Below are 21100 nucleotides of genomic sequence, written 5' to 3' on the forward strand. Positions count from 1 at the left end.
GTCGGGCCACCCATTACAGCAGGTGGCCCGGAATCGTGATCAGGCAACAGAACAGGAAATGAGTGTGAAGGGACTTGCAGCAGCCATAGCCGTTGTTGCCGTATTGGCTGTAATCAGCCTGTTTATCGGCGTCAGCGATGTGTCGCTGGGCGCACTTTTCGGGGCTGGAAGCACCGATCGCGCAACCGAAGTTCTCCTCATCAGCCGCATTCCACGCACCCTTGCAATCATTCTGGCGGGCATGTCCATGGCTGTTTCAGGCATGATCATGCAAATGCTTACACGCAACCGTTTCGTTGAACCATCAACGGCTGGCACAGTGGAATCTGCCAGCTTCGGTATTCTTCTAGTCATATTGTTTGCACCGGAAACGCCTGTAATCGGCAAAATGCTGGTTGCTTCTGTTACAGCTCTTGCCGGAACCGCTCTGTTTCTTCGTATTCTTCGCGCAATTCCATTGCGGTCTGTTCTTGTGGTGCCATTGGTCGGCATCATGCTCGGTGGCGTCGTCAGTGCGATAACCACTTTCATTGCTTACCGTTTCGATCTCCTGCAATCGCTCAATTCTTGGACAACTGGAGATTTTTCCGGTGTCCTCCGTGGCCGTTACGAACTCTTGTGGCTTGCATTCTTCCTGACCGTTATCGCCTACATTGCCGCCGACCGCTTCACGGTGGCGGGCCTGGGTGAGGATTTCACCACTAATCTTGGCCTCAATTACCGGCGCGTGGTTACACTTGGCCTCATTATTGTTTCGATGGTCAGCGCATCGGTCGTTGTGACTGTTGGCATGATACCTTTCCTCGGTCTTATCGTCCCGAACGTTGTCAGCATGTTCATTGGCGACAATATGCGGCGCGCAGTGCCGTGGGTAGCGGTTCTCGGGGCCGGGCTCGTTCTTGCCTGTGACATCGTTGGGCGACTGGTCCGCTTCCCTTACGAAATCCCGATAGGCACAATGATGGGCGTCGTAGGAAGTGCCATCTTTCTTTACCTGCTGTTGCGGCGGGGTTCACGCCTTGCTTAAGCGTCCTCGTATAATTCTCTTGCTGCTTTGCACCCTTACTCTGCTTGCGGTGGCAGCATTCATGACAATCGGTGCAAAGGGAAGCTGGTCATTCATCCTGACCTTCCGCGGCACCAAGCTTGCTGCCATGATACTGGTCGCATACTCGATTGCGGTTTCAACGGTTTTATTCCAGACCGTCACGAACAACCGCATCCTGACCCCTTCGATCATGGGGTTTGATGCGCTCTATATACTGATCCAGACGTTGGTGGTCTTCTTCTTCGGTGCCGTTCAGATCGACTGGGTTGGCCCGAATGTTCGGTTTCTGGCTGAAACCTTTATAATGGTGGTTTTCGCCGGTACGCTCTATTACTGGCTCTTTTCGGGAGCGACCCGCAGCCTGCATCTCGTTATGCTGGTCGGCATTGTATGCGGAGTCTTTTTTCGCAGCATTTCCAACCTGATGCAACGGATGCTTGATCCAAATCTTTTCGCTGTTCTACAAGACCGTTTCTTCGCCAGCTTTAATACCATCAACAGCGATATTCTGATTATGTCAGCCGTCATCGTTGCTGCAGTTTCGCTCTATGGTCTGCGCTTCGTATATGTTTTTGATGTCCTGTCACTCGGCAGGGATCCGGCAATCAATCTGGGCGTCGATCATCGGCGGATCGTGCGCAAAATCCTGTTCATGGTCACGGTGTTGGTTTCCGTTTCCACCGCGCTGGTTGGTCCCATTACTTTTTTTGGTCTTCTGGTCGCCAATCTGGCTTACATGCTTGCCGGTTCGGCAAAACACAGGTTTATCTTGCCGGTAGCCGTCTTGCTTGCAATCCTCTGCATTGTCAGCGGACAAACCATTCTTGAACGCGTCTTCTCGTTCAACACCGCACTCAGTGTCATCATCGAGTTTCTGGGCGGCCTCGTCTTCATCATCCTTCTCGTCAGGGGGCACGCGCGTTGATAGAAATCAGCCAGGTAAGCAAATCCTACAACGGCGCGCTTGTCGTCGATGATGTAACCCTGAAACTGCCTGCTTGCGGTATAACCTCGATCATCGGACCGAATGGGGCGGGAAAGTCCACGTTGCTCTCGATGGTGAGCCGTCTCCTGCCGATGGACAAAGGGGGCGTCACCATAGACGGGCTCGACGTTTCAACCACATCCGGTGACATACTGGCAAAGCGCCTTTCGATTCTGCGGCAAGAAAATGCAATCAACTCCCGTCTGACCGTGCGCGACCTCGTAACCTTTGGTCGTTACCCCTATTCCAAAGGCCGACCAAACGATGAGGATCGCAAACATGTCGAACAGGCCATCGGCTATCTCGGCCTTGACGATCTGAGCGGACGCTTTCTGGATGAGCTTTCAGGCGGACAGCGCCAGCGCGCATTCGTGGCGATGGTGCTATGCCAGGATACAGATTATGTACTGCTGGACGAACCGCTCAACAATCTCGATATGAAGCATTCCGCTTCAATGATGAAGCTGTTGCGGCGAGCTGCAGACGAACTTGGAAAAACTGTTGTTCTGGTTCTGCACGATATCAATTTCGCATCGTGCTATTCCGACCATATAGTCGCCATGCGCCACGGCAAGGTTGTGCATCAGGGAAACCCGGATGAACTCATTCACCCGGAAATTCTTGGCGACATTTATGAAATGGAGATTGCCGTCGAGATCATCGGCGGCAAACGTATCGGCGTCTATTATCTTTAAGCGACCGTGTCCGAAGGAAACAGCGCTTGCAAGGCATCATATGATGCCATCACGGTTTCCATTTGGGTCGTGTGTCCCTTGACGAAGGCATCCCCATAGACCGTCTCGTCCGGATATTCGGTGATCAGCGTCAGCGGTACGGTGTGCCGGTCATCGACACCGACAAGGCACGGAAATCCATTGATGATGCGGAAGCCCGTTTCGCCTGCATGTTGCTCGAAAAGCCTGATCTGCGCGTTGTTATAGGCAACCAAGCCGTCAATCGCGGCCAGATGTTTCGTCACGCGGTCGATCAGTTCTTCAGCTTCCTTCTCCCAGGAAGCATGGTAGCGCATGATCAGGAAAAAACCCTTCGGCAGCGTCCACATGGCAAAAGAACGGGGCACATAACCAGAGAGCGGACGCGTCCATTCATGCGACGGATAACCGTGCAGATTGACGTGCAGTTTCGCATCCGTCAGCTTTTCAGCCTCGACGCGAATGGCCTTTTCGTAAAGTCGCTCGCCGCTGCGATATTCCAGATCGTCACCCAATGCCGTATAGCGCGCCGCATGATGCATATGATGCGGCTGAAGCGCGCAAAGCCGCTTGTGTAGCTCGTAACCGTCCGGATTTTCCTGCGGAGAGATTGTGAAATGCGCGCCTTCGCGCGCCGCAAGCCGGTTGGCCGCACGCAACGCGCCGACAACGCCCGTCGTCTCATTGGCATGCTGTCCGGCACTGATCATCATCGCGGCATCGCTGCCCTTGATATATGTCGCGCGCACCGTCCTACCCGAACGGGTTTTCGCCTCGAAAGGCTCACCGCCCAGACGGACGATTTCACGGCGTATCTGACCGGCGGAAAGCGGTGCTTGCGCTATCTCCAGAATCTGTTCCGCGGTCAGCATATCATCGGTTGAAAGCGGCCGTGTTTCCATTTTGACCGAAGGTTCAGCATCACGGAAGCGGACTTCCGGCACAATCTGGCCCGGCTGCAAGCTACGGTCCCCGATAGGGCGACCAGCCTTTTTCTGGAAAACTTCGAGCAGTGAGAAATAAATATCCTCATGCATTGCCTCGGTGAGGCTCAGCGTTTCCTCATCATAAGGCAGGCGACGGTCGGTGATCGGCAGGCTGACCGCGATGTTCAGTTCGTTGAAATAAGGTTCGCCACGCTTCCAGTCATGGGCCGCGATGGTCGAGACCGTGTCCTGAAACAGCTTCTCATAGGCTGTCTCATAGCGCGCGCTTTCGGTCTTGCCGTTCTGCGTAACGGTCAACCAGCCGGTTGGCGACACCAGCGTTTCGCCGATGAAATCCACATGCACGCGGTTCGGTGCGAAAACCCGGTGGCTCTCGATATGGTCATCGGCAAAGACCAGATCGACGTCATAATGAAAATCGTCTTTGCCAGACTCGGCGAAAGTCACGTCCACCCCCGGCAGCAAAGCCGACAAAGGATAGGTTTCGAGCAGGAAACGGTTCTGCATGCAGGCATCATAATGCGGATAGCGGATCGCAGCGGACTTCAGGGCCGAGCCCTCCACTTCTTCCAGAAAGAAATGCAGGAGCGGCTTGTAAGCCGAATAGAGCCGCGCCTCGACGCCCGCTTCGCGCAGCTTCGTTTCCGCGGCGAAGCGGCTCGGCTGGTCATCGAACAGCCAGGCCTCCACCTTCGCGCCGCGCATTTCCGGTTTCAGAAAGTGCTCGACAAGCGCATGAACGGTGCGCGGATAGGTTTTCTCAAAAAGCACGCTCATCGGGAAGTCCTGCCCATGGGATCGAATTGGGGACGAGGCTGTCACACAGCCAGTCGCCAAGAAGATTTTGGAATATAACCCGAAAAGGGTGAAACGGTTTTCGGGATGTGCGTATAAACAAATAGTGAGAGCACGTCACGCAAACAGCTAGAAATTTGTGTAAGGGAGCCAGCAATGAGCGGAACGGAACGCGGCGTATGGGACTTCTGGATCGACCGCGGCGGTACGTTTACCGACATCATCGGGCGGGATCCGCAGGCCCAGCTCCATGCACGCAAAGTTCTCTCGGAAAATCCGTCTGCCTATAGGGATGCCGCCGTGCACGGCATTCGCCTGCATCTTGGCCTCAGGACCGGCGAACCGATTCCCGCCGGTATCATCGGCGAAGTTCGCATGGGCACGACGGTCGCCACCAATGCGCTGCTGGAGCGCAAGGGCGAGCGGCTGGCCCTTGTCACCACCAGGGGCTTTCGCGATGCGCTGCGCATCGGCTATCAGGAACGCAAGAAGATTTTTGCGACTGAAATCATCAAGCCGGAAGCGCTCTACGAAAAGGTTGTGGAACTGAACGAACGCGTTCAGGCAGACGGCACTGTTGAAACGGCGCTCGATCCCGCCGAGGCGGAAGCCTTACTGGTTGCGCTGAAGGAACAGGGCTACAAATCCGTCGCCATCGCCCTCATGCATGCTTATAAGTTTCCCGCGCATGAGGCTGAAATTGCTCGCATAGCGCGCAGTCTTGGCTTCGAGCAGGTCTCCGTCAGCCACGAGGTTTCGCCGCTGATCAAGCTGGTCGGGCGTGGTGATACCACGGTCGTCGATGCCTATCTGTCGCCGGTCCTTCGCCGTTATGTCGCTCAGGTATCCAACGAGCTGGATGTCGAGCGCACCGGCGCGCGCGTCATGTTCATGATGTCATCCGGCGGTCTCACGGCAGCCGACCTGTTTCAGGGTAAGGACGCAATCCTGTCGGGCCCGGCCGGCGGTGTCGTCGGCCTCGCCCGGACCGGCGAAACGGCTGGCTTCCCGAAAGTCATCGGCTTCGACATGGGAGGCACTTCCACGGACGTTGCGCATTTCGATGGCGAATATGAACGCGCTTTTGAAACGGAAGTGGCTGGCGTGCGCGTTCGCGCGCCCATGATGCTGATCCACACTGTTGCCGCAGGCGGCGGGTCGATCCTGCATTATGACGCCGGGCGTTTCCGCGTCGGCCCGGATTCGGCAGGCGCCAATCCCGGCCCGGCCTGCTACCGCAACGGTGGACCGCTCGCTGTCACCGACGCCAATGTCATGCTGGGGAAACTGCTGCCGGAATTCTTCCCGGCGATTTTCGGCCCCGAGCAGAACCAGCTGCTGGACGTGGAGCGGGTACGTGAACTCTTCACCGCGCTCGCAGCCGATATCGGCGACGGCCGCTCGCCGGAAGCGGTTGCCGATGGCTTCATCCGCATTGCGGTTGCCAATATGGTGGAGGCGATCAAGAAGATTTCCGTCCAGCGCGGCTATGACGTGACGCGCTATGCGCTCAACTGCTTTGGCGGCGCGGGCGGCCAGCACGCCTGCCTCGTGGCCGATGCGCTTGGCATGAAGAATATTCTCCTTCATCCAATGTCCGGCCTGCTTTCGGCCTATGGCATGGGCCTGGCCGATATTCGCGCAACCCGCCAAAAGGCGCTCGGCGTTGCGCTCGATCCGGCAGCGCCCGCAGCTCTGAAAGAACTCGGTGAAGAACTGGCGCAGGAATGTGTGGCTGAACTTTTGACCCAAGGTATCGAGGCCAACGCCGTGCAGCGCCATCTGCGCGCGCATATTCGCTATGCGGGCACCGACACGGTGCTCTCCATTGAGGCCACCTTCCCCACAGAGGACAATGTGAACCGTCTTCGCGCCGAGTTTGAGGCCGCCCATAAGCGCCGTTTCGGCTTCATTGCAGAGAACAAGGCTCTGGTTATCGACGCTGTGGAAGTCGAAGCCGTGGGCGGCGGCGCAGGCGAAACCGAAAGCGCCCAATCGCTCGACAGCGATCTGGAAGCTGCGACCGCCAAGCGGGCCCGATTCTTCTCGCAAGGCGCGTGGCACGATGCGGGCGTCGTCTTGCGCGAGCAGATGCAGCGCGGCCAGACTGTCACCGGCCCGGCGATCATCATCGAGAAAAACCAGACCATCGTCATCGAAGATGGCTGGCAGGCCCGCCTGACCGCCCATGACCACGTGGTGCTGACGCGCATCAAGGCCCTGCCCGCGCGCACGGCCATCGGCACTGACGCCGATCCGGTGATGCTGGAAATTTTCAACAATCTCTTCATGTCCATCGCCGAACAGATGGGCGTGACGCTGCAAAACACCGCCTATTCGGTCAATATCAAGGAGCGTCTGGATTTCTCCTGCGCCGTCTTCGATGCCGAAGGCAATCTCGTCGCCAATGCACCGCACATGCCGGTACATCTTGGTTCCATGGACGCTTCCGTCGCCACCGCCATTCGCGAAAACAGGGACATCAAGCCAGGCGACGTCTTTCTTATCAACGCGCCTTATAATGGCGGCACCCACCTGCCGGACCTCACTGTCTGCACCCCCGTCTTCGACGATGCGGGCCATGCAATCCGTTTCTGGGTGGCAAGCCGCGGCCATCATGCCGATATTGGCGGCATCGCCCCCGGCTCCATGTCGCCGCTTGCCGTCAGTATCGAGCAGGAAGGCGTCTATATCGACAATTTCAAGCTTGTGGATCGCGGCACCTTCCGCGAGGAAGCGCTCGCCGCTCTGCTGACTGGCGCGACCTACCCTGTCCGCAACCTGACGCAGAACGTCAATGATCTGAAGGCGCAGATCGCCGCCAACGAAAAGGGTGTTGCCGAACTGAAAAAGATGATCGGTCTTTTCGGCGAGGATGTCGTGAAAGCCTATATGGGTCATGTTCAGGACAATGCCGCTGAAAGCGTGCGCCGCGTGCTCGATAAACTGCCGGATGGCCATTTCATCTATGAGATGGATCAGGGCTGCCAGATCGAGGCGCGCGTCACCATCGATAGGGAAAAGCGCGAAGCGACTGTCGATTTCACCGGCACCTCGGAGCAGCGTAACGACAATTTCAACGCGCCGGAACCCGTGACCCGCGCGGCTGTGCTTTATGTCTTCCGCGTGCTGGTCGAAGGCGACATTCCGATGAATGCAGGCTGCCTGCGGCCGATCAGGATTGTTGTTCCGGAAGGCTCGATGCTCTCGCCGCAATATCCGGCGGCGGTCGTGGCAGGCAATGTCGAGGTCAGTCAGGCCGTCACCAACTGTCTGTTCGGCGCGACCAAGGCCATGGCCGCAGCACAGGGCACTATGAACAATCTGACCTTTGGCAATGACGAGTATCAATATTACGAAACCATCTGTTCCGGCGCGCCCGCCGGTCCCGGTTTCAACGGCGCCGACGCCGTGCATACCCACATGACCAATTCGCGCCTGACCGACCCGGAAATTCTGGAAACCCGTTTCCCCGTCTTGCTGGAAGACTTCCATATTCGCAAAGGTTCCGGCGGAAAGGGAAAATGGCATGCGGGCGATGGCACCAAGCGCACAATCCGTGCGTTGAAGACGCTTGAATTCGCCATTCTTTCCGGGCATCGCCGCGTGGCGCCTTTTGGTCTGGAAGGCGGTGAAGCCGGTCAGACCGGCGGCAACGAAGTGCGCCGTAAGGACGGTTCCATCGACATACTCGGCAATTGCGATCAGACCGTGCTCGAAGCGGGCGAAGCCTTCACCATCATCACGCCGACCGGCGGCGGCTTCGGCAAGCCTGAGTAATCGGTAAAATCAATTCTGTAGCACGAGGCACGCGAATGCTTTTTCCGCCCTTCCGATCCACACCGAAAAATGTTAGAATTATTCACTCAAATTCGTCAGATAATTAGGAACGCATCCTAATAATTGTGCCTTAACGGTCGTTTTGGACGCATCTTTAGAATTAAATTTCTGCGATCAATAGAACATCAACCAGTTCACGGATACCGAAAATGAAATTCGCTCAGATCATCGCTACCGCAGGCATCATTCAGGCAGCCCTCTTCACCGGCGCAATGGCCGGAGAAAATCTCGACGCCATCAAGTCGGCGGGCGTTCTGAAGATCGGCACCGAAGGCACCTATGCGCCGTTCACCTATCACGACAAGGATAACAAGCTCGTCGGCTTCGACGTGGAAATTGGTGAAGCCGTGGCGGCCAAGCTCGGCGTAAAGCCGGAATTCGTCGAAGGCAAATGGGACGGCCTAATCGCCGGTCTCGACGTCAACCGTTACGATGCCGTTATCAATCAGGTCGGCATCACCGAAGAGCGCAAGAAGAAGTTCAACTTCTCCAATCCTTATATCGTTTCCAAGGTTGTTCTGATCGTCAACGACAAGAACGACACGATCAAGGATTTTGCCGATCTGAAAGGCAAGAAGTCGGCACAGTCGCTTACCAGCAACTATGGCAAAATCGCCAAGGAAGCCGGTGCGGAACTCGTGGCTACCGACGGTTTTGACCAGTCGATCCAGCTCGTTCTAACGGGCCGCGCCGATGCGACGCTCAATGACAGCCTATCCTTCCTCGACTTCAAGAAGCATCAGCCGAAGGCTCCGGTCAAGATCGTGGCCGAGAAGGAAAATGCTGACGCTTCGGGCATCATCGTTCGCAAGGGCGACGACGATCTTGTTGCAGCGATCAACAAGGCGCTGGACGAAATCAAGGCCGACGGCACCTACGACAAGATCGCACAGAAATATTTCGGTCAGGACGTTTCCAAGTAAGCGTTTTTCTAGGCTCATGCAACGAAGCCGGAAACTAATTTCGGCTTCGTTTTATTGTGATCGTAAAAACTATTCCCAAGACATGAGTGCCGGACCGTATAAGATAACATCGCGCAGGTTCATCAGCGCAAGTTCATTTCAGTCTGACTTTGTGCATTGTTAAGGAGCCGAAAAGTGCCCGATTGGCTTCAACTGATGGCAGAATCCCTGCCCACCCTTTTGTGGGCTGGATTGATTTTTACCATTCCACTCACCCTTTTGTCCTTTGCTTTCGGCCTTACATTGGGGCTCCTGACTGCGCTCGTGCGATTGTTCGCTCCTCTCTGGCTTTCATCTATAGCCCGTTTCTATGTCTGGATATTCCGCGGTACGCCTCTACTCGTGCAGCTATTCGTGATCTTTTACGGTCTGCCAAGCGCTGGCATTTATCTTGATGCATTTCCCGCAGCGGTAATAGGCTTCACACTTAGTGTCGGTGCCTATAGTTCTGAGATCATCCGCGCTGTCATATCCGCCGTTCCCAAAGGTCAATGGGAAGCAGCTTACTCCATCGGTATGAGCTGGCGGCAGGCTCTTGCGCGTACTATCCTGCCTCAGGCAACCCGAACCGCGGTGCCACCACTCTCAAATTCCTTCATTTCTCTGGTCAAGGACACATCGCTTGCTGCAGCAATCACGGTGCCGGAGCTTTTCCAATCCGCCCAACGTATCGTTGCAACCACTTATGAGCCTCTCATCCTCTATATCGAAGCAGCCTTGATTTATCTCGTGATGAGTTCGGTGCTCTCGGCGCTGCAAGTGCGACTTGAAAGGCGCTTCGGACGTTATGGCGGCACGCTGGAGACAAATGCATGATTGAGCTGCAACACATCGTAAAACGTTTCGATGACGCGGTTATTCTCAACGATATCAACGTTGCGATAGCGGAGGGTACGGTAACAGCACTGGTCGGCCCGTCCGGTGGTGGCAAGAGTACGTTGCTGCGTTGTATAAACTTACTCGAGATTCCGACGTCGGGCACTCTTGTTCTAGGTGGCCAGAGCCTCAGCTTCGAGCCTGACCGTAAGCCCAGCTGGCAAGCGATCCAGTCAATCCGCCGTCAAACAGGCATGGTGTTTCAGAACTTCCAGCTCTTTCCACACCAGACCGCAATCCAGAATGTGATGGAAGGTCTTGTTACGGTTCTGAAATGGCCGAAGAACAGGGCGAAAGAACGTGCTATGGAACTGCTCACAAAAGTGGGTATGGTGCATAAAGCGGATGCTTGGCCTTCAACGTTGTCAGGCGGTCAGCAACAACGTATCGCAATTGCACGTGCACTGGCCCCGTCACCGCGCGTACTCTTGTGCGACGAGCCCACCTCGGCACTTGATCCCGAACTTGCATCCGAAGTCGTTGATGTTCTGAGCAAGCTTGCCAAGGAAGGCACGACCATGGTGATCGCTACGCATGATCTGCGGCTTGCATCCAAGATTGCAAAAAATGTCGTCTTTCTCGAGTCAGGCAATATCGTCGAAACCGGTACTGCACACGAGATTTTCACGCGACCTTCGCGCGAACGTACAAAGAAGTTCGTCGCCACGATCAACGCAGCCCATACCTACGACATCTAGACTGCAGGAATATTCAAGCCATAAGCAAGGGGCTTTCGCCACCAGCGAAAGCCCTCCGGCACGCCGTTGACTCAAATTTAGTACGTGCTTTCAAAATTTCCGGCGGCTCCCGACAGCCTGCCCCTTGGTAAAATAGAAAACCACTGTTACATTATGCACAACGTAGAAATTGAAGCGCCTTGCTTGCGTCCTTATCGGTTCGCGCGGCGCCATAAGGACATGAACCTTGAAAAACCCCGACGAGCGCACCGCCGAAATGGTGCATCAAGGGGCGTCCAGCGGACAATCGGGCAATTCACAAGCTCGGAGTCCGTCCGATAACGGCAAGCGCAGACCGCGGAAAAAAGCCGTTACAGATATCGGTAATGCCCGTAGTGCATCCGATTCAGGACGCCCAAAATCACAGGACAAGGCCGACAATCCCGGCTCGCAGAGCCAGCGTAAACGTGCGCGTCGGCGTCGGCGTGGTAAGTCTGTATCCAGTGTTGAAGCTTTTGCACAAAAGCCAACCACGACTGAAGCAGAAAACAACCAACAGCGACCCTCCGGTAAAATCTCGAATCGCCGCCGCCGAGCTCGCAAGAAGAAGCAGGCACGGCAGCAAGGCGGGCAGATGCCTCTGACGGCTGAATCAACAGTCAAGACTCCACAGAATACCGTGCGGGCGGATTACCCACACGCTTCAATGCAAAGCAAGTGGAAGAGCGGTAATAGCCAAACACCCCGGACAGCTAATGGATCGCATCACGAAAAGAGCGATGCTCCGCTTTATGCAGCTCTGGACCTCGGCACCAACAATTGTCGGTTGCTGGTAGCTTCGCCGACCAGACCGGGTCAGTTTCGCGTAGTCGATGCCTTTTCGCGCATCGTACGGTTGGGAGAAGGCTTGAGCGCCACTGGCGAGCTGAGCACCAGTGCGATGGACCGCGCCGTCGAAGCACTGAAGATTTGCCGCGACAAGCTGGCAGGGAAGAAAATCAGACGGTCAAGGCTAATCGCGACCGAGGCCTGTCGTTCAGCTTCAAATGGCGAAGAGTTTCTGACACGAGTCCGTACGGAAACCGGGCTTGAACTGGAGATTGTAGACCGCCAAACCGAAGCTAGGCTGGCTGTCTCCGGCTGCGGTACACTGGTTACCCGTGAAACAGACGCCGTCGTGCTATTCGATATTGGTGGTGGCTCTTCGGAAATCGCACTGATTGATGTTTCCCGCCGACGGTCGCCGCGTCTTGCGGAACATATCATGGCCTGGACGTCCCTTCCGGTCGGTGTCGTGACATTGGCGGAGCGGTTCGGTGGGCGCAATGTCACGCAGGAAAGCTTCGATTCCATGGTTTCCCATGTAACCGATCTGCTTGCGCAATTTGCCGAGCGCCAGTGTCTCGGAAATCTGACTGCAAGCCCACGCTTCCACCTGTTGGGTACATCTGGAACCGTAACCACGCTGGCAGGAATTCATCTCGGTCTTGATCGTTACGACCGCCGTCGGGTTGACGGGATGTGGATGGGCGCCGAAGATGTGACAGAAATGACTAATCGCCTTCTGTCGTGGGATTTTGAAGCTCGTGTCGCCAACCCGTGTATTGGCGCGGATCGCGCCGATCTGGTATTGGCAGGCTGTGCTATTCTTGATGCGATACGCAAAGTGTGGCCCAGTGAAAAACTACTTGTTGCCGATCGTGGTCTGCGTGAAGGCATTTTGACCGAACTGATGTCGCGCGATGGCGCATGGCGACACAATCGCGCGACAGGCGCTAGAAACAGGCACTGATAATGAGCAAGGCAGGCGGAAACAAAGGTGGAGTGAAAACTGGCGGTCGCGGCGGCGCGGGTTCCAGCAATCTGCAGGTACGTGTGAAGAAAAAGGCGGGCACGATCAAGGAATCGTCGCGCCGCTGGCTGCAGCGCCACCTGAACGACCCCTATGTACACAAATCCAAGCAGGATGGATATAGGTCGCGCGCGGCCTACAAGCTCATTGAAATCAATGATCGTTATGATCTGCTCAAGAAGGGTCAGAAAATCATCGATCTCGGCGCTGCGCCGGGCGGCTGGTCACAGATCGCCGCCAAGATCGTAGGTTCAACCGACGAGAACCCGCATGTTGTGGGCATCGACTATCTACATGTCGATCCCCTGCCCGGAGTTGTGCTGCTGGAAATGGATTTCCTTGATGATGAGGCCCCGCAGAAGCTGATGGACGCGCTCGGCGACAAACCAGATCTCGTCATTTCAGATATGGCTGCACCAACCACCGGCCACCGCAGGACTGACCATTTGCGTACAGTGCATTTGTGCGAAGTCGCTGCTGATTTTGCTATTTCGGTTCTGAAGCCAGGCGGACATTTTCTTACCAAGACATTTCAGGGCGGCACGGAAAACGAACTCCTTGCACTACTCAAGCAGAAATTTCGCTCCGTGCATCATGTAAAGCCGCCGGCATCCCGCGCCGAATCCGTCGAGCTTTATCTGCTTGCCCGCGACTTCAGGGGCTAAGGCTTATTTTCCAGCAGAGGTGCTCGCAGCTTCTACGGTTGCGCGTTCTTTGCTGTGATGTTTCACGACAGTCGGTGCGGCAAGTTCCTTGCCAGCATCCGGTGCGAGCCGAGCAAACCAAAGGAACGCCAGGGCTGAAACGGCAGCAACCACAAAGAAACCGATGTGGAAGTCCACCAGTTCAAGATGGGCTCCACGTAGCGACGTGCTGATTTCCAGAATGCCGCCCGCCAGAGCCACACCAATAGCAATAGAAACCTGCTGGGCAACAGCAGTAATAGGCGTCGCTTGACTGGTCTTTTCATCGGGTATTTCGGCAAAGGCTAGCGCGTTGACACCAGTAAAAAACAGCGAACGTGCAAAGCCTCCCACCAGCAGAAAACCAATGATAATCCAATATGGCGTTGTCGGCGTGAACAAGCCATTGACGGCAATGAAACAAGCCGAAATCAGAGACCCTGTCATCAGCGCTCGGCGGAAACCAACACGAACAAAGATACGCTTCGCACCAAATTTCATGCTGATAGCGCCAATCGCCGAAACAAAGGTCATCATACCGGACTGAAACGGCGTCAGACCGAAACCAAGCTGGAACATCAAAGGCAACAGGAACGGAATCGCGCCAATCCCGAACCGGAAGACACTGCCACCGATAACTGCAGAACGAAATACCTGGTTATCGAAAAGCTTAAGATTTAGTAGAGGATCATCGACCCTCTTCGCATGCTGAAGATAGAGAACCGTACAGACAACACCAATTGCAAGGGTTGTAAAGCCAACCACCGGCGGTAGGGCTGGCAGGCTGACGACCGACAACCCGAACACAACGCCCGACATTGCTATCCCTGAAAGAAAGAAGCCCATCCAATCAAGGCGCTTTACGATACGCTCTTCTGTGTCGGGCAGAAACCGTGTGGCGAACCAGATGCCGACGAAACCAATCGGCACGTTAACCAGAAAAATCCAGTGCCAAGTCAAAAAGGTGGTGATGAAGCCACCCACAGGCGGCCCTACCAGAGGCCCGACCATCGCTGGGATTGTAAGCCAAGCCATGGCCGACACAAGTTCACTACGCGGGGTCGAACGAATAAGCACAAGACGGCCAACCGGCGTCATCATGGCACCGCCCATGCCCTGCAAAAACCGCGCAACAACGAAAGCAGTCAATGAATTCGATGCCGCACAGGCAATAGAGCCAACCATGAATACTGCTATTGCCGCCCGGAAGACGTTCTTGGCGCCGAAGCGATCCGCCATCCAACCGCTGACAGGAATGAAAATCGCGAGCGCAACAAGGTAGGCCGTTAGCGCCAGCTTGAGTGCAATGGGGCTTGTGCCGATATCAGCGGCGATAGCAGGAAGCGAGGTCGAGATGACGTTCGAATCCATCTGTTCCATGAACAGGGCTATGGCCAGCACGAGGGGAATGATGCGATTCACGATAATATTCCGAAATAACGGATATGAACGAGCCGACAATCCTATGTAGCGCCAAGCTGATTATTGCTAGTCAAAACGGCGTCACATTGCAGTGAATGTGCGATAAAATCAGTAATTTATCACGATTTTGGATCGAGATATCTACCTCCAGGCATAACATGCCGAGTATCTCACGCCAGATTTCAGTCGTTCACATTTGCGTAAAACGGGCTTGCGCTTCCCGTAACAGCTTGTTACATTTCGTTACAGTTTCACGAGGCTTCGAACCGGGTGGGGGGCCGCTCCGGTTCAAGGAGGTAGGAAATGAACGATATTACAAGAACCGCCATCATCTACGGAATGATGATCATTTCACTCAACACTGCGCTAGCAGTCGGCCTTCTTGGGCTAGATTTCTTGCGTTAAGCTGCGCCCCTAAACAAAGTTTTTGCCCTCCAGGCACATATGAAAAGGAGCGTTTCCAGTTCACTGGAAGCGCTCTTTTCGTTTCATGTAGTCTCCCCATGTGGCAGCAGAGACTTCGCTATGCGTCGGGGTCAGAGAATTCGACCCTGACTGGTTGGATCGAAGAAGACTGACTTATCCAGGTTGAATGCGAGTCGAGCCGATTGCCCCGCAGTGATGCGAGCATCTGCCCGCAGCCGTGCCACGACATGCTTGCCGCCCAGACGTGTGACAGCAAACGTATCCGATCCTGCCGGCTCAACAACGTCGATCAGGCAATCCCCTTCCACTATCGCATCTGCATTACGATCAGCCCCATCTGGATCGGTGAGCGCTTCGGGGCGAATACCGAAAACAATATCCCTACCTTCATAAGCATTGAGCCCTTGGGGCGCTGCCTTCAATGACAGCTTTAGCGGCTCATCCTCACCGCGTCCAAGATTGATTGCATACCCCGACCCATTCTTTTCGACCCGAACAGTCAGCAGATTCATTGCTGGCGACCCCATGAAATCGGCAACGAACATATTGGCCGGATTATTATAGATCTCGGCTGGAGTTCCGAATTGCTGCAAAATCCCGTCCTTTAGAACAGCGATCTTGGTTGCCAACGTCATTGCCTCGATCTGATCATGGGTTACATAGACAATCGTGGTTTTCATCCGGCTGTGCAGCCGTTTAATCTCGGTGCGCATATCGACGCGCAGTTTGGCATCAAGATTGGAAAGCGGCTCATCGAACAAGAAGACCTGAGGATTACGCACCAGAGCGCGCCCCATGGCTACACGCTGCCGTTGACCACCTGAAAGCTGGCTCGGCTTGCGATCCAACAGATGACCGATCTGCAGGATATCGGCGACTTCCTGAATCGCCTTGTCGCGTTCGGCCTTTGGAACCTTACGAATTTCCATACCGAAAGCGATATTTCCAGCAACCGTCATATTCGGATAAAGCGCATAGGATTGAAAGACCATTGCAATATCGCGCTGGGATGGATGCAAGCCGGAAACAGATTTCCCATTGATGGCAATATCACCAGACGTGATCGGCTCAAGCCCCGCGATGGTGTTCAGCAACGTAGACTTGCCGCAACCAGACGGGCCGACCAAGACGAGAAAGCCCCCCTCATCGATCTCGATATTGATATCCTTCAAAACCGAAACATTGCCGTAGGATTTGTAGAGATCGGTTATTTTTAGAAAAGACATTTGCAACTTATCCCTTAACGGCTCCGGACATCAGACCACGTACGAAATAGCGGCCAGAAACGATATAAACGATCAGCGTCGGCAGAGCCGCCAGAATGGCTCCCGCGAAATGGACATTGTATTCTTTGACGCCAGTGGAGGAGGAAACCAGATTATTGAGCGCGACCGTCATCGGCGTGGAATTCGCACCCGAGAACGAAGCACCGAACAGAAAGTCGTTCCAGATATTGGTGAACTGCCAGATCACGGACACAACAATGATGGGCCCCGATGAAGGCAGCAAGATACGCCAGAATATCTGAAAGAAACTCGCCCCGTCGATCTGCGCTGCCCGAACCAGTTCCGTTGGAAAAGCCTCGTAATAATTGCGGAAATAGAGCGTCGTGAAACCGATACCGTAGACCACATGCACGAGGATCAGCCCCCAGATCGTGCCAGCGATCCCCAGGAAGCCAAGAACGCGCGCCATCGGGATGAGCACAATCTGGAACGGAATAAAGCACGACAGAAGCAGCAGGCCGAAAAAGATATTCGACCCACGGAATTGCCATTTGGTCAGCACGTAGCCGTTTAACGCGCCAACAATAGTCGAGATCGCAACGGCTGGAACGACCATCAGGATTGAGTTAATGAAGAACGGCTTCAGCCCGGTTGGCTGCACTCCGATCTGTGCCGTAGACCATGCGGACAACCACGGTTCGATGGTCCACTGCTGTGGCAGGTTCAACATGCCGCCCTGGCGAATTTCTTCAAGCGGCTTAAAGGAATTGACCAGCATCACATAAAGCGGCAGCAGATAGTAGAATGCAAAGAGCAGTAGCGCGGTGTAGATCAGCGCTCGTGTCAGCTTTCCGCTGTTGATGGCATTGTCCTGCGACTGGGCGCTCATGACCGCGCGCCTCCGCGAATTTCAGAGTAAAGATAAGGGATAATGATTGAGAAGATCATTGCCAGCATGATGATTGCCGATGACGCACCGATACCCATCTGGTTTCGTGTGAAGGTGTAGGAATACATAAATGTCGCAGGCAATTCCGTGGCCTGGCCCGGGCCACCGCCGGTCAGCGCGATAACAAGATCATATGCCTTGATCGCAAGATGAGCGAGAACCACGAAGGCAGACAGGAACACTGGACGCATCAACGGAATGATGATGCGTCGATAAATGGTCCCTGCGGATGCTCCATCAATCTGGGCAGCCTTGATGATTTCATTATCCACGCCGCGCAATCCTGCGAGGAACATTGCCATCACAAATCCGGATGATTGCCATACGGCAGCAATAACCAGACAGTAGATTGCCATTGTATTGCTCTTGATCCAATTAAAGGAGAAACTCTCCCAACCCCATAAGTGCATTGTGTTTTCCAGACCAATGCCCGGATCCAAAAACCACTTCCACGCCGTCCCGGTGACGATGAAAGACAACGCCATTGGATAGAGATAGATGGGACGTAGAACGCCCTCGCCACGAATCTTCTGGTCAAGAAGGATTGCGAGAAACAGCCCGATAACCGAACAGATAATGATGTAGAGTGACGCAAAGATTGCCAGATTGGTGATCGCACGCCACCAGTGCGGCAAAGCCCAAAGTTTGGTGTAGTTCGTGAGTCCGACAAAACCATAAGACGGTAGCATTCGACTATTGGTTAACGATAAAACACCTGTATAGATGATGAATCCATAGACGAACACGAGCACTATCAGAAAACTCGGTCCCAGAACCAGCTTTGGCACCAGTTCCTGTAATCGGCTGCTACGCTGCATATTTGCGTCACCCTATTCACGCCGCCGGTAACTACGCCGATTATCAAGCGAAGGGTCCGGACATCGGTTTGATTGGCAATCCGGTGCTACTGTATTACGCTTAACCGAATGCACTTCATAAATTCGGCCTACTGCAGTTTCCGATGGAAACATGTAGACCTAAATCATGCAATTGTTGTTTTGATTTCTGATCATTGCTGTCAGCACATTTCAAATGCGTCACTCTCACCCAAGACGCGGGGTAAAAGCGCCCGGGAGTCATCCCAGGCACTTTTTGGCCGTTACTTCGCGGCTTCAACAGCCGACACGAGTTCCTTGACAGCGTCTTCCGAAGAAAGCTGACCGTTGAACTGACGTGTTACAACGTCGTAGATCGCGTTTTTGACTGCAGCCGGGTTGGCATAACCATGGGCCATGGAGCCCAGCATCGTTCCCTTCTCGCTTGCTTCCTTTTCGTCAGCGATGGCCTTCTTGCCGCAAGCATCGAAGTCAGTGTCCGGAACGTCGGTACGAGCCGGAGCAGAACCCTTCACCACATTGAATGCGGACTGGAAAGTCGGGCTTTCAATTGCCGATGCCATTTCAAGCTGGGCCGGAATCTTGTCTTCCGAAACCTTGAACATCGCGAACATATCGGAATTGAAAGTGATGGCGCCCTGCGTACCCGGATAACGCATGCAGACAAAATCTTCGCCGGGCTTCTTGCCAGCCTTGATAAACTCGCCTTTTGCCCAGTCGCCCATGAACTGGAGACCAGCTTTACCTTCAATGACCATAGCCGAAGCAAGATTCCAGTCACGACCGGAGAAGTTGTCATCCACATAGGACCGCAGCTTCGTCATACGGTCAAAAGCCTGCTTCATCGTATCGCTTCCCAGAGTTTCGGGGTCCAGATCGATGAAAGCTTTTTTGTAGAAGTCAGTACCGAACGAAAGCACAACAGCGTCAAAGATTGTCGCGTCCTGCCACGGCTGACCACCATGAGCAACCGGAGTGATGCCCTGTTCCTTGAACTTGTCGAGAAGAGCGATCAGTTCATCCCAGTTAGTCGGTTCCTTACCGCCAGCCTTATCGAGCGCGGCCTTATTGATCCACATCCAGTTTGTGGAGTGAACATTGACGGGAGCTGCGATCCAATGACCGTCATACTTGGCAAATTCCTGCAAAGGAGCCGGGATAACTTTGTCCCAACCTTCCTTATTAGCGACCTCATCAAGGTTGCCAAGAGCACCCTGCTCCGCCCAATCGCGAATATCAAAGCCAAGCATCTGCACAGCCGTCGGCGCATTGCCAGCCGTGACACGTGCGCGCAGCACCGTCATGGCTTCCGTACCGCCGCCGCCGGCAACCGGCATATCGGTCCAACTGATGCCCTTCTTTTCAAGATCCTTCTTGAGAACGTCGAGTGCAGCGGCTTCACCGCCAGCAGTCCACCAGTGCAGAACTTCAACATTCTGCTTGTCCTGCGCATTGGCAACAGGGGCCATTCCGGCGAGCACAGCACAAGCGACCGTACCCATCGCAGCGAGCTTCAAAAATTTATACATGTCTACCTCCCGTAGAAACAAACGAAAACAGAACTTTCGGATATCCGGACAAGTCATTGCTTCTGTACGGTAATCCGTCTCGTCATTCCCATCCGCACCTTCTCGGCACAGACCCAGAAACCGGCTGCTCCATACAGCCGACCCCTCCTATTCACTGCCGCAATACGATGCGAAAGCTTCCGCCTTCACTTGTGCCCGGCTATTCCTCACGACGTTTTTCCTGAAATCCTCCATCCCACTCATACGCCGCTTCAGCCCAATTGACAACGTTGTCTTTCATGGATGTGAAACATCGGCAAGACAAGATGTGATCATAGGATAGGCTCAAACCCTGCCAGGGTGTCAATATCCCCATATAGATAAAATCAGCGAAATTTAATCGATTGAAACCGACGATTGAACTTTAGTCCGTAAAAATCATTATAACTCAATAACTTACCAAATCAGCCAAATCTTCTGTATCATAATTCCTATTGCGTCGTACCCTTAACTCCTCTTTCCACCCCGAAAAATCGGAAGGAGAAATTTTTCCCTTATTTCGCTAGACAAGCCTGCGGCGAGGGCATAATTTTCGTGCGCTCGCACAATGGTGTGCGGGTTTGTTCTCGGGGCGGGGTGAAACTCCCCACCGGCGGTATGAAGCGAAAGTTTCGAGCCCGCGAGCGCCTGAACGGATGCCGATTCGGTTTCTGTTCCAGGGTCAGCAGATCCGGTGAGATGCCGGAGCCGACGGTTAAAGTCCGGATGGAAGAGAGCAATTGAGCGTCAGGATCATGCCCTTGGGCATTGTATATGCGCTCTTTTGTGCGCCCTGATTCTAGTTTCGTGAGGAACCTATGAACCAGAGCTATCCGAACAAGACTTCCTTCAAGATTGCATTCATCCAGGCCCGCTGGCACGCCAATATTGTCGACGAAGCCCGCAAAAGCTTTATCGCGGAACTATCCGCGACGACCGGCGCCAATGTAGAAGTCGAAATCTTCGACGTTCCTGGTGCCTATGAAATCCCCCTTCATGCCAAAACCCTGGCCAAGACCGGCCAGTATGCGGCTATCGTCGGCGCAGCTTTCGTGGTGGATGGCGGTATTTATCGACATGATTTCGTGGCAACTGCCGTTATCAACGGCATGATGCAGGTCGGTCTTGAGACTGAAGTTCCGGTACTCAGCGTTGTTCTGACGCCGCATCTTTTCCATGAAAGCAAGGAGCACCATGACTTTTTCCATGCCCACTTCAAGATCAAAGGCGTGGAAGCAGCCAAAGCGGCATTGCAGATCGTTAGCGAACGCAGCCGTATAGCGGCCCTTGCATAAGGATGTTCAGACCGGCCCTGT

General features: G+C 54.4%; 16 protein-coding genes and 1 riboswitch. Of the genes, 10 read left to right on the plus strand and 6 right to left on the minus strand.

Annotated elements, in window-relative coordinates; translation table 11 throughout:
- Window positions 1–64 precede the first annotated feature (64 nt).
- From JNC70_RS01035 to JNC70_RS01045, 3 genes are read left to right on the plus strand one after another with little or no spacing between them, the layout of a single operon-like run.
- The gene (locus JNC70_RS01035; protein ID WP_104754856.1) at window positions 65–1027 is read left to right on the plus strand and encodes an ABC transporter permease; all 963 of its coding nucleotides are present in this window, start codon (window positions 65–67) and stop codon (window positions 1025–1027) included.
- Complete coding sequence (locus tag JNC70_RS01040) at window positions 1020–1973, plus strand: iron chelate uptake ABC transporter family permease subunit (RefSeq protein WP_104754855.1); 954 nt, start codon at window positions 1020–1022, stop codon at window positions 1971–1973. The genes JNC70_RS01035 and JNC70_RS01040 overlap by 8 nt, the downstream gene beginning before the upstream one ends.
- The gene (locus tag JNC70_RS01045; protein ID WP_104754854.1) at window positions 1970–2728 is read left to right on the plus strand and encodes an iron ABC transporter ATP-binding protein; all 759 of its coding nucleotides are present in this window, start codon (window positions 1970–1972) and stop codon (window positions 2726–2728) included. Before JNC70_RS01040 ends, JNC70_RS01045 begins: the two co-directional genes overlap by 4 nt.
- Here the strand turns inward: JNC70_RS01045 and JNC70_RS01050 are convergent.
- Window positions 2725–4470, minus strand: coding sequence for a M14 family metallopeptidase (locus tag JNC70_RS01050; protein WP_104754853.1), 1746 nt, complete (start codon window positions 4468–4470; stop codon window positions 2725–2727). The two genes, JNC70_RS01045 and JNC70_RS01050, sit on opposite strands and share 4 nt — an antisense overlap.
- Window positions 4471–4644: 174 nt before the next feature.
- Between JNC70_RS01050 and JNC70_RS01055 the strand changes: the two genes are divergently transcribed.
- The 6 genes from JNC70_RS01055 to JNC70_RS01080 all read left to right on the plus strand — a co-directional run bounded on the left by JNC70_RS01055 (window position 4645) and on the right by JNC70_RS01080 (window position 13360).
- On the plus strand, window positions 4645–8268 hold the full coding sequence (locus JNC70_RS01055) for a hydantoinase B/oxoprolinase family protein (protein ID WP_104754852.1): 3624 nt from the start codon (window positions 4645–4647) through the stop codon (window positions 8266–8268).
- 209 nt (window positions 8269–8477) lie between these two features.
- Window positions 8478–9251, plus strand: coding sequence for an amino acid ABC transporter substrate-binding protein (locus JNC70_RS01060; protein WP_104754851.1), 774 nt, complete (start codon window positions 8478–8480; stop codon window positions 9249–9251).
- A 174-nt stretch (window positions 9252–9425) separates the two neighbouring features.
- Entirely contained in the window at window positions 9426–10106 is a 681-nt protein-coding gene (locus JNC70_RS01065; protein ID WP_104754850.1) for an ABC transporter permease subunit, read from the plus strand.
- Complete coding sequence (locus JNC70_RS01070; RefSeq protein WP_104754849.1) at window positions 10103–10864, plus strand: amino acid ABC transporter ATP-binding protein; 762 nt, start codon at window positions 10103–10105, stop codon at window positions 10862–10864. Before JNC70_RS01065 ends, JNC70_RS01070 begins: the two co-directional genes overlap by 4 nt.
- 226 nt (window positions 10865–11090) lie before the next feature.
- The gene (locus tag JNC70_RS01075; RefSeq protein WP_104754848.1) at window positions 11091–12635 is read left to right on the plus strand and encodes a Ppx/GppA phosphatase family protein; all 1545 of its coding nucleotides are present in this window, start codon (window positions 11091–11093) and stop codon (window positions 12633–12635) included.
- Window positions 12636–12637: 2 nt separating this feature from the next.
- On the plus strand, window positions 12638–13360 hold the full coding sequence (locus JNC70_RS01080) for an RlmE family RNA methyltransferase (RefSeq protein ID WP_104754847.1): 723 nt from the start codon (window positions 12638–12640) through the stop codon (window positions 13358–13360).
- Between the two features lie 3 nt (window positions 13361–13363).
- Here JNC70_RS01080 and JNC70_RS01085 read toward each other — a convergent pair whose 3' ends face one another.
- From JNC70_RS01085 to JNC70_RS01105, 5 genes are all read right to left on the minus strand, one after another.
- Window positions 13364–14800: a DHA2 family efflux MFS transporter permease subunit gene (locus JNC70_RS01085; RefSeq protein WP_104754846.1), complete on the minus strand. Its 1437-nt coding sequence runs from the start codon at window positions 14798–14800 to the stop codon at window positions 13364–13366.
- A 536-nt stretch (window positions 14801–15336) separates the two neighbouring features.
- Window positions 15337–16452, minus strand: coding sequence for an ABC transporter ATP-binding protein (locus JNC70_RS01090; RefSeq protein WP_104754845.1), 1116 nt, complete (start codon window positions 16450–16452; stop codon window positions 15337–15339).
- Between the two features lie 7 nt (window positions 16453–16459).
- The gene (locus JNC70_RS01095; RefSeq protein WP_061347051.1) at window positions 16460–17341 is read right to left on the minus strand and encodes a carbohydrate ABC transporter permease; all 882 of its coding nucleotides are present in this window, start codon (window positions 17339–17341) and stop codon (window positions 16460–16462) included.
- A complete protein-coding gene (locus tag JNC70_RS01100; protein WP_104754844.1) occupies window positions 17338–18219 on the minus strand; it encodes a carbohydrate ABC transporter permease in 882 nt (293 codons plus the stop codon). Before JNC70_RS01100 ends, JNC70_RS01095 begins: the two co-directional genes overlap by 4 nt.
- A 281-nt stretch (window positions 18220–18500) precedes the next feature.
- The gene (locus tag JNC70_RS01105) at window positions 18501–19766 is read right to left on the minus strand and encodes an ABC transporter substrate-binding protein (protein ID WP_104754843.1); all 1266 of its coding nucleotides are present in this window, start codon (window positions 19764–19766) and stop codon (window positions 18501–18503) included.
- A 597-nt stretch (window positions 19767–20363) separates the two neighbouring features.
- Window positions 20364–20526, plus strand: a riboswitch (FMN riboswitch).
- A 76-nt stretch (window positions 20527–20602) separates the two neighbouring features.
- On the opposite strand from JNC70_RS01105, the gene JNC70_RS01110 reads away from it, so the two are divergent.
- Window positions 20603–21079, plus strand: coding sequence for a 6,7-dimethyl-8-ribityllumazine synthase (locus tag JNC70_RS01110; RefSeq protein WP_104754842.1), 477 nt, complete (start codon window positions 20603–20605; stop codon window positions 21077–21079).
- Window positions 21080–21100: the final 21 nt, after the last annotated feature.

The sequence above is a fragment of the Brucella oryzae genome, from assembly GCF_041929965.1.
Classification (GTDB): Bacteria; Pseudomonadota; Alphaproteobacteria; order Rhizobiales; family Rhizobiaceae; genus Brucella; species Brucella oryzae.

Excerpts from the sequence above, each read along its gene's own strand:
- JNC70_RS01050 (WP_104754853.1), bottom strand. The coding sequence starts at position 4,470 with ATGAGCGTGCTTTTTGAGAAAACCTATCCGCGCACCGTTCATGCGCTT.
- JNC70_RS01055 (WP_104754852.1), top strand. The coding sequence starts at position 4,645 with ATGAGCGGAACGGAACGCGGCGTATGGGACTTCTGGATCGACCGCGGC.
- JNC70_RS01060 (WP_104754851.1), top strand. The coding sequence starts at position 8,478 with ATGAAATTCGCTCAGATCATCGCTACCGCAGGCATCATTCAGGCAGCC.
- JNC70_RS01070 (WP_104754849.1), top strand. The coding sequence starts at position 10,103 with ATGATTGAGCTGCAACACATCGTAAAACGTTTCGATGACGCGGTTATT.
- JNC70_RS01080 (WP_104754847.1), top strand. The coding sequence starts at position 12,638 with ATGAGCAAGGCAGGCGGAAACAAAGGTGGAGTGAAAACTGGCGGTCGC.
- JNC70_RS01090 (WP_104754845.1), bottom strand. The coding sequence starts at position 16,452 with ATGTCTTTTCTAAAAATAACCGATCTCTACAAATCCTACGGCAATGTT.
- JNC70_RS01095 (WP_061347051.1), bottom strand. The coding sequence starts at position 17,341 with ATGAGCGCCCAGTCGCAGGACAATGCCATCAACAGCGGAAAGCTGACA.
- JNC70_RS01100 (WP_104754844.1), bottom strand. The coding sequence starts at position 18,219 with ATGCAGCGTAGCAGCCGATTACAGGAACTGGTGCCAAAGCTGGTTCTG.
- JNC70_RS01105 (WP_104754843.1), bottom strand. The coding sequence starts at position 19,766 with ATGTATAAATTTTTGAAGCTCGCTGCGATGGGTACGGTCGCTTGTGCT.
- JNC70_RS01110 (WP_104754842.1), top strand. The coding sequence starts at position 20,603 with ATGAACCAGAGCTATCCGAACAAGACTTCCTTCAAGATTGCATTCATC.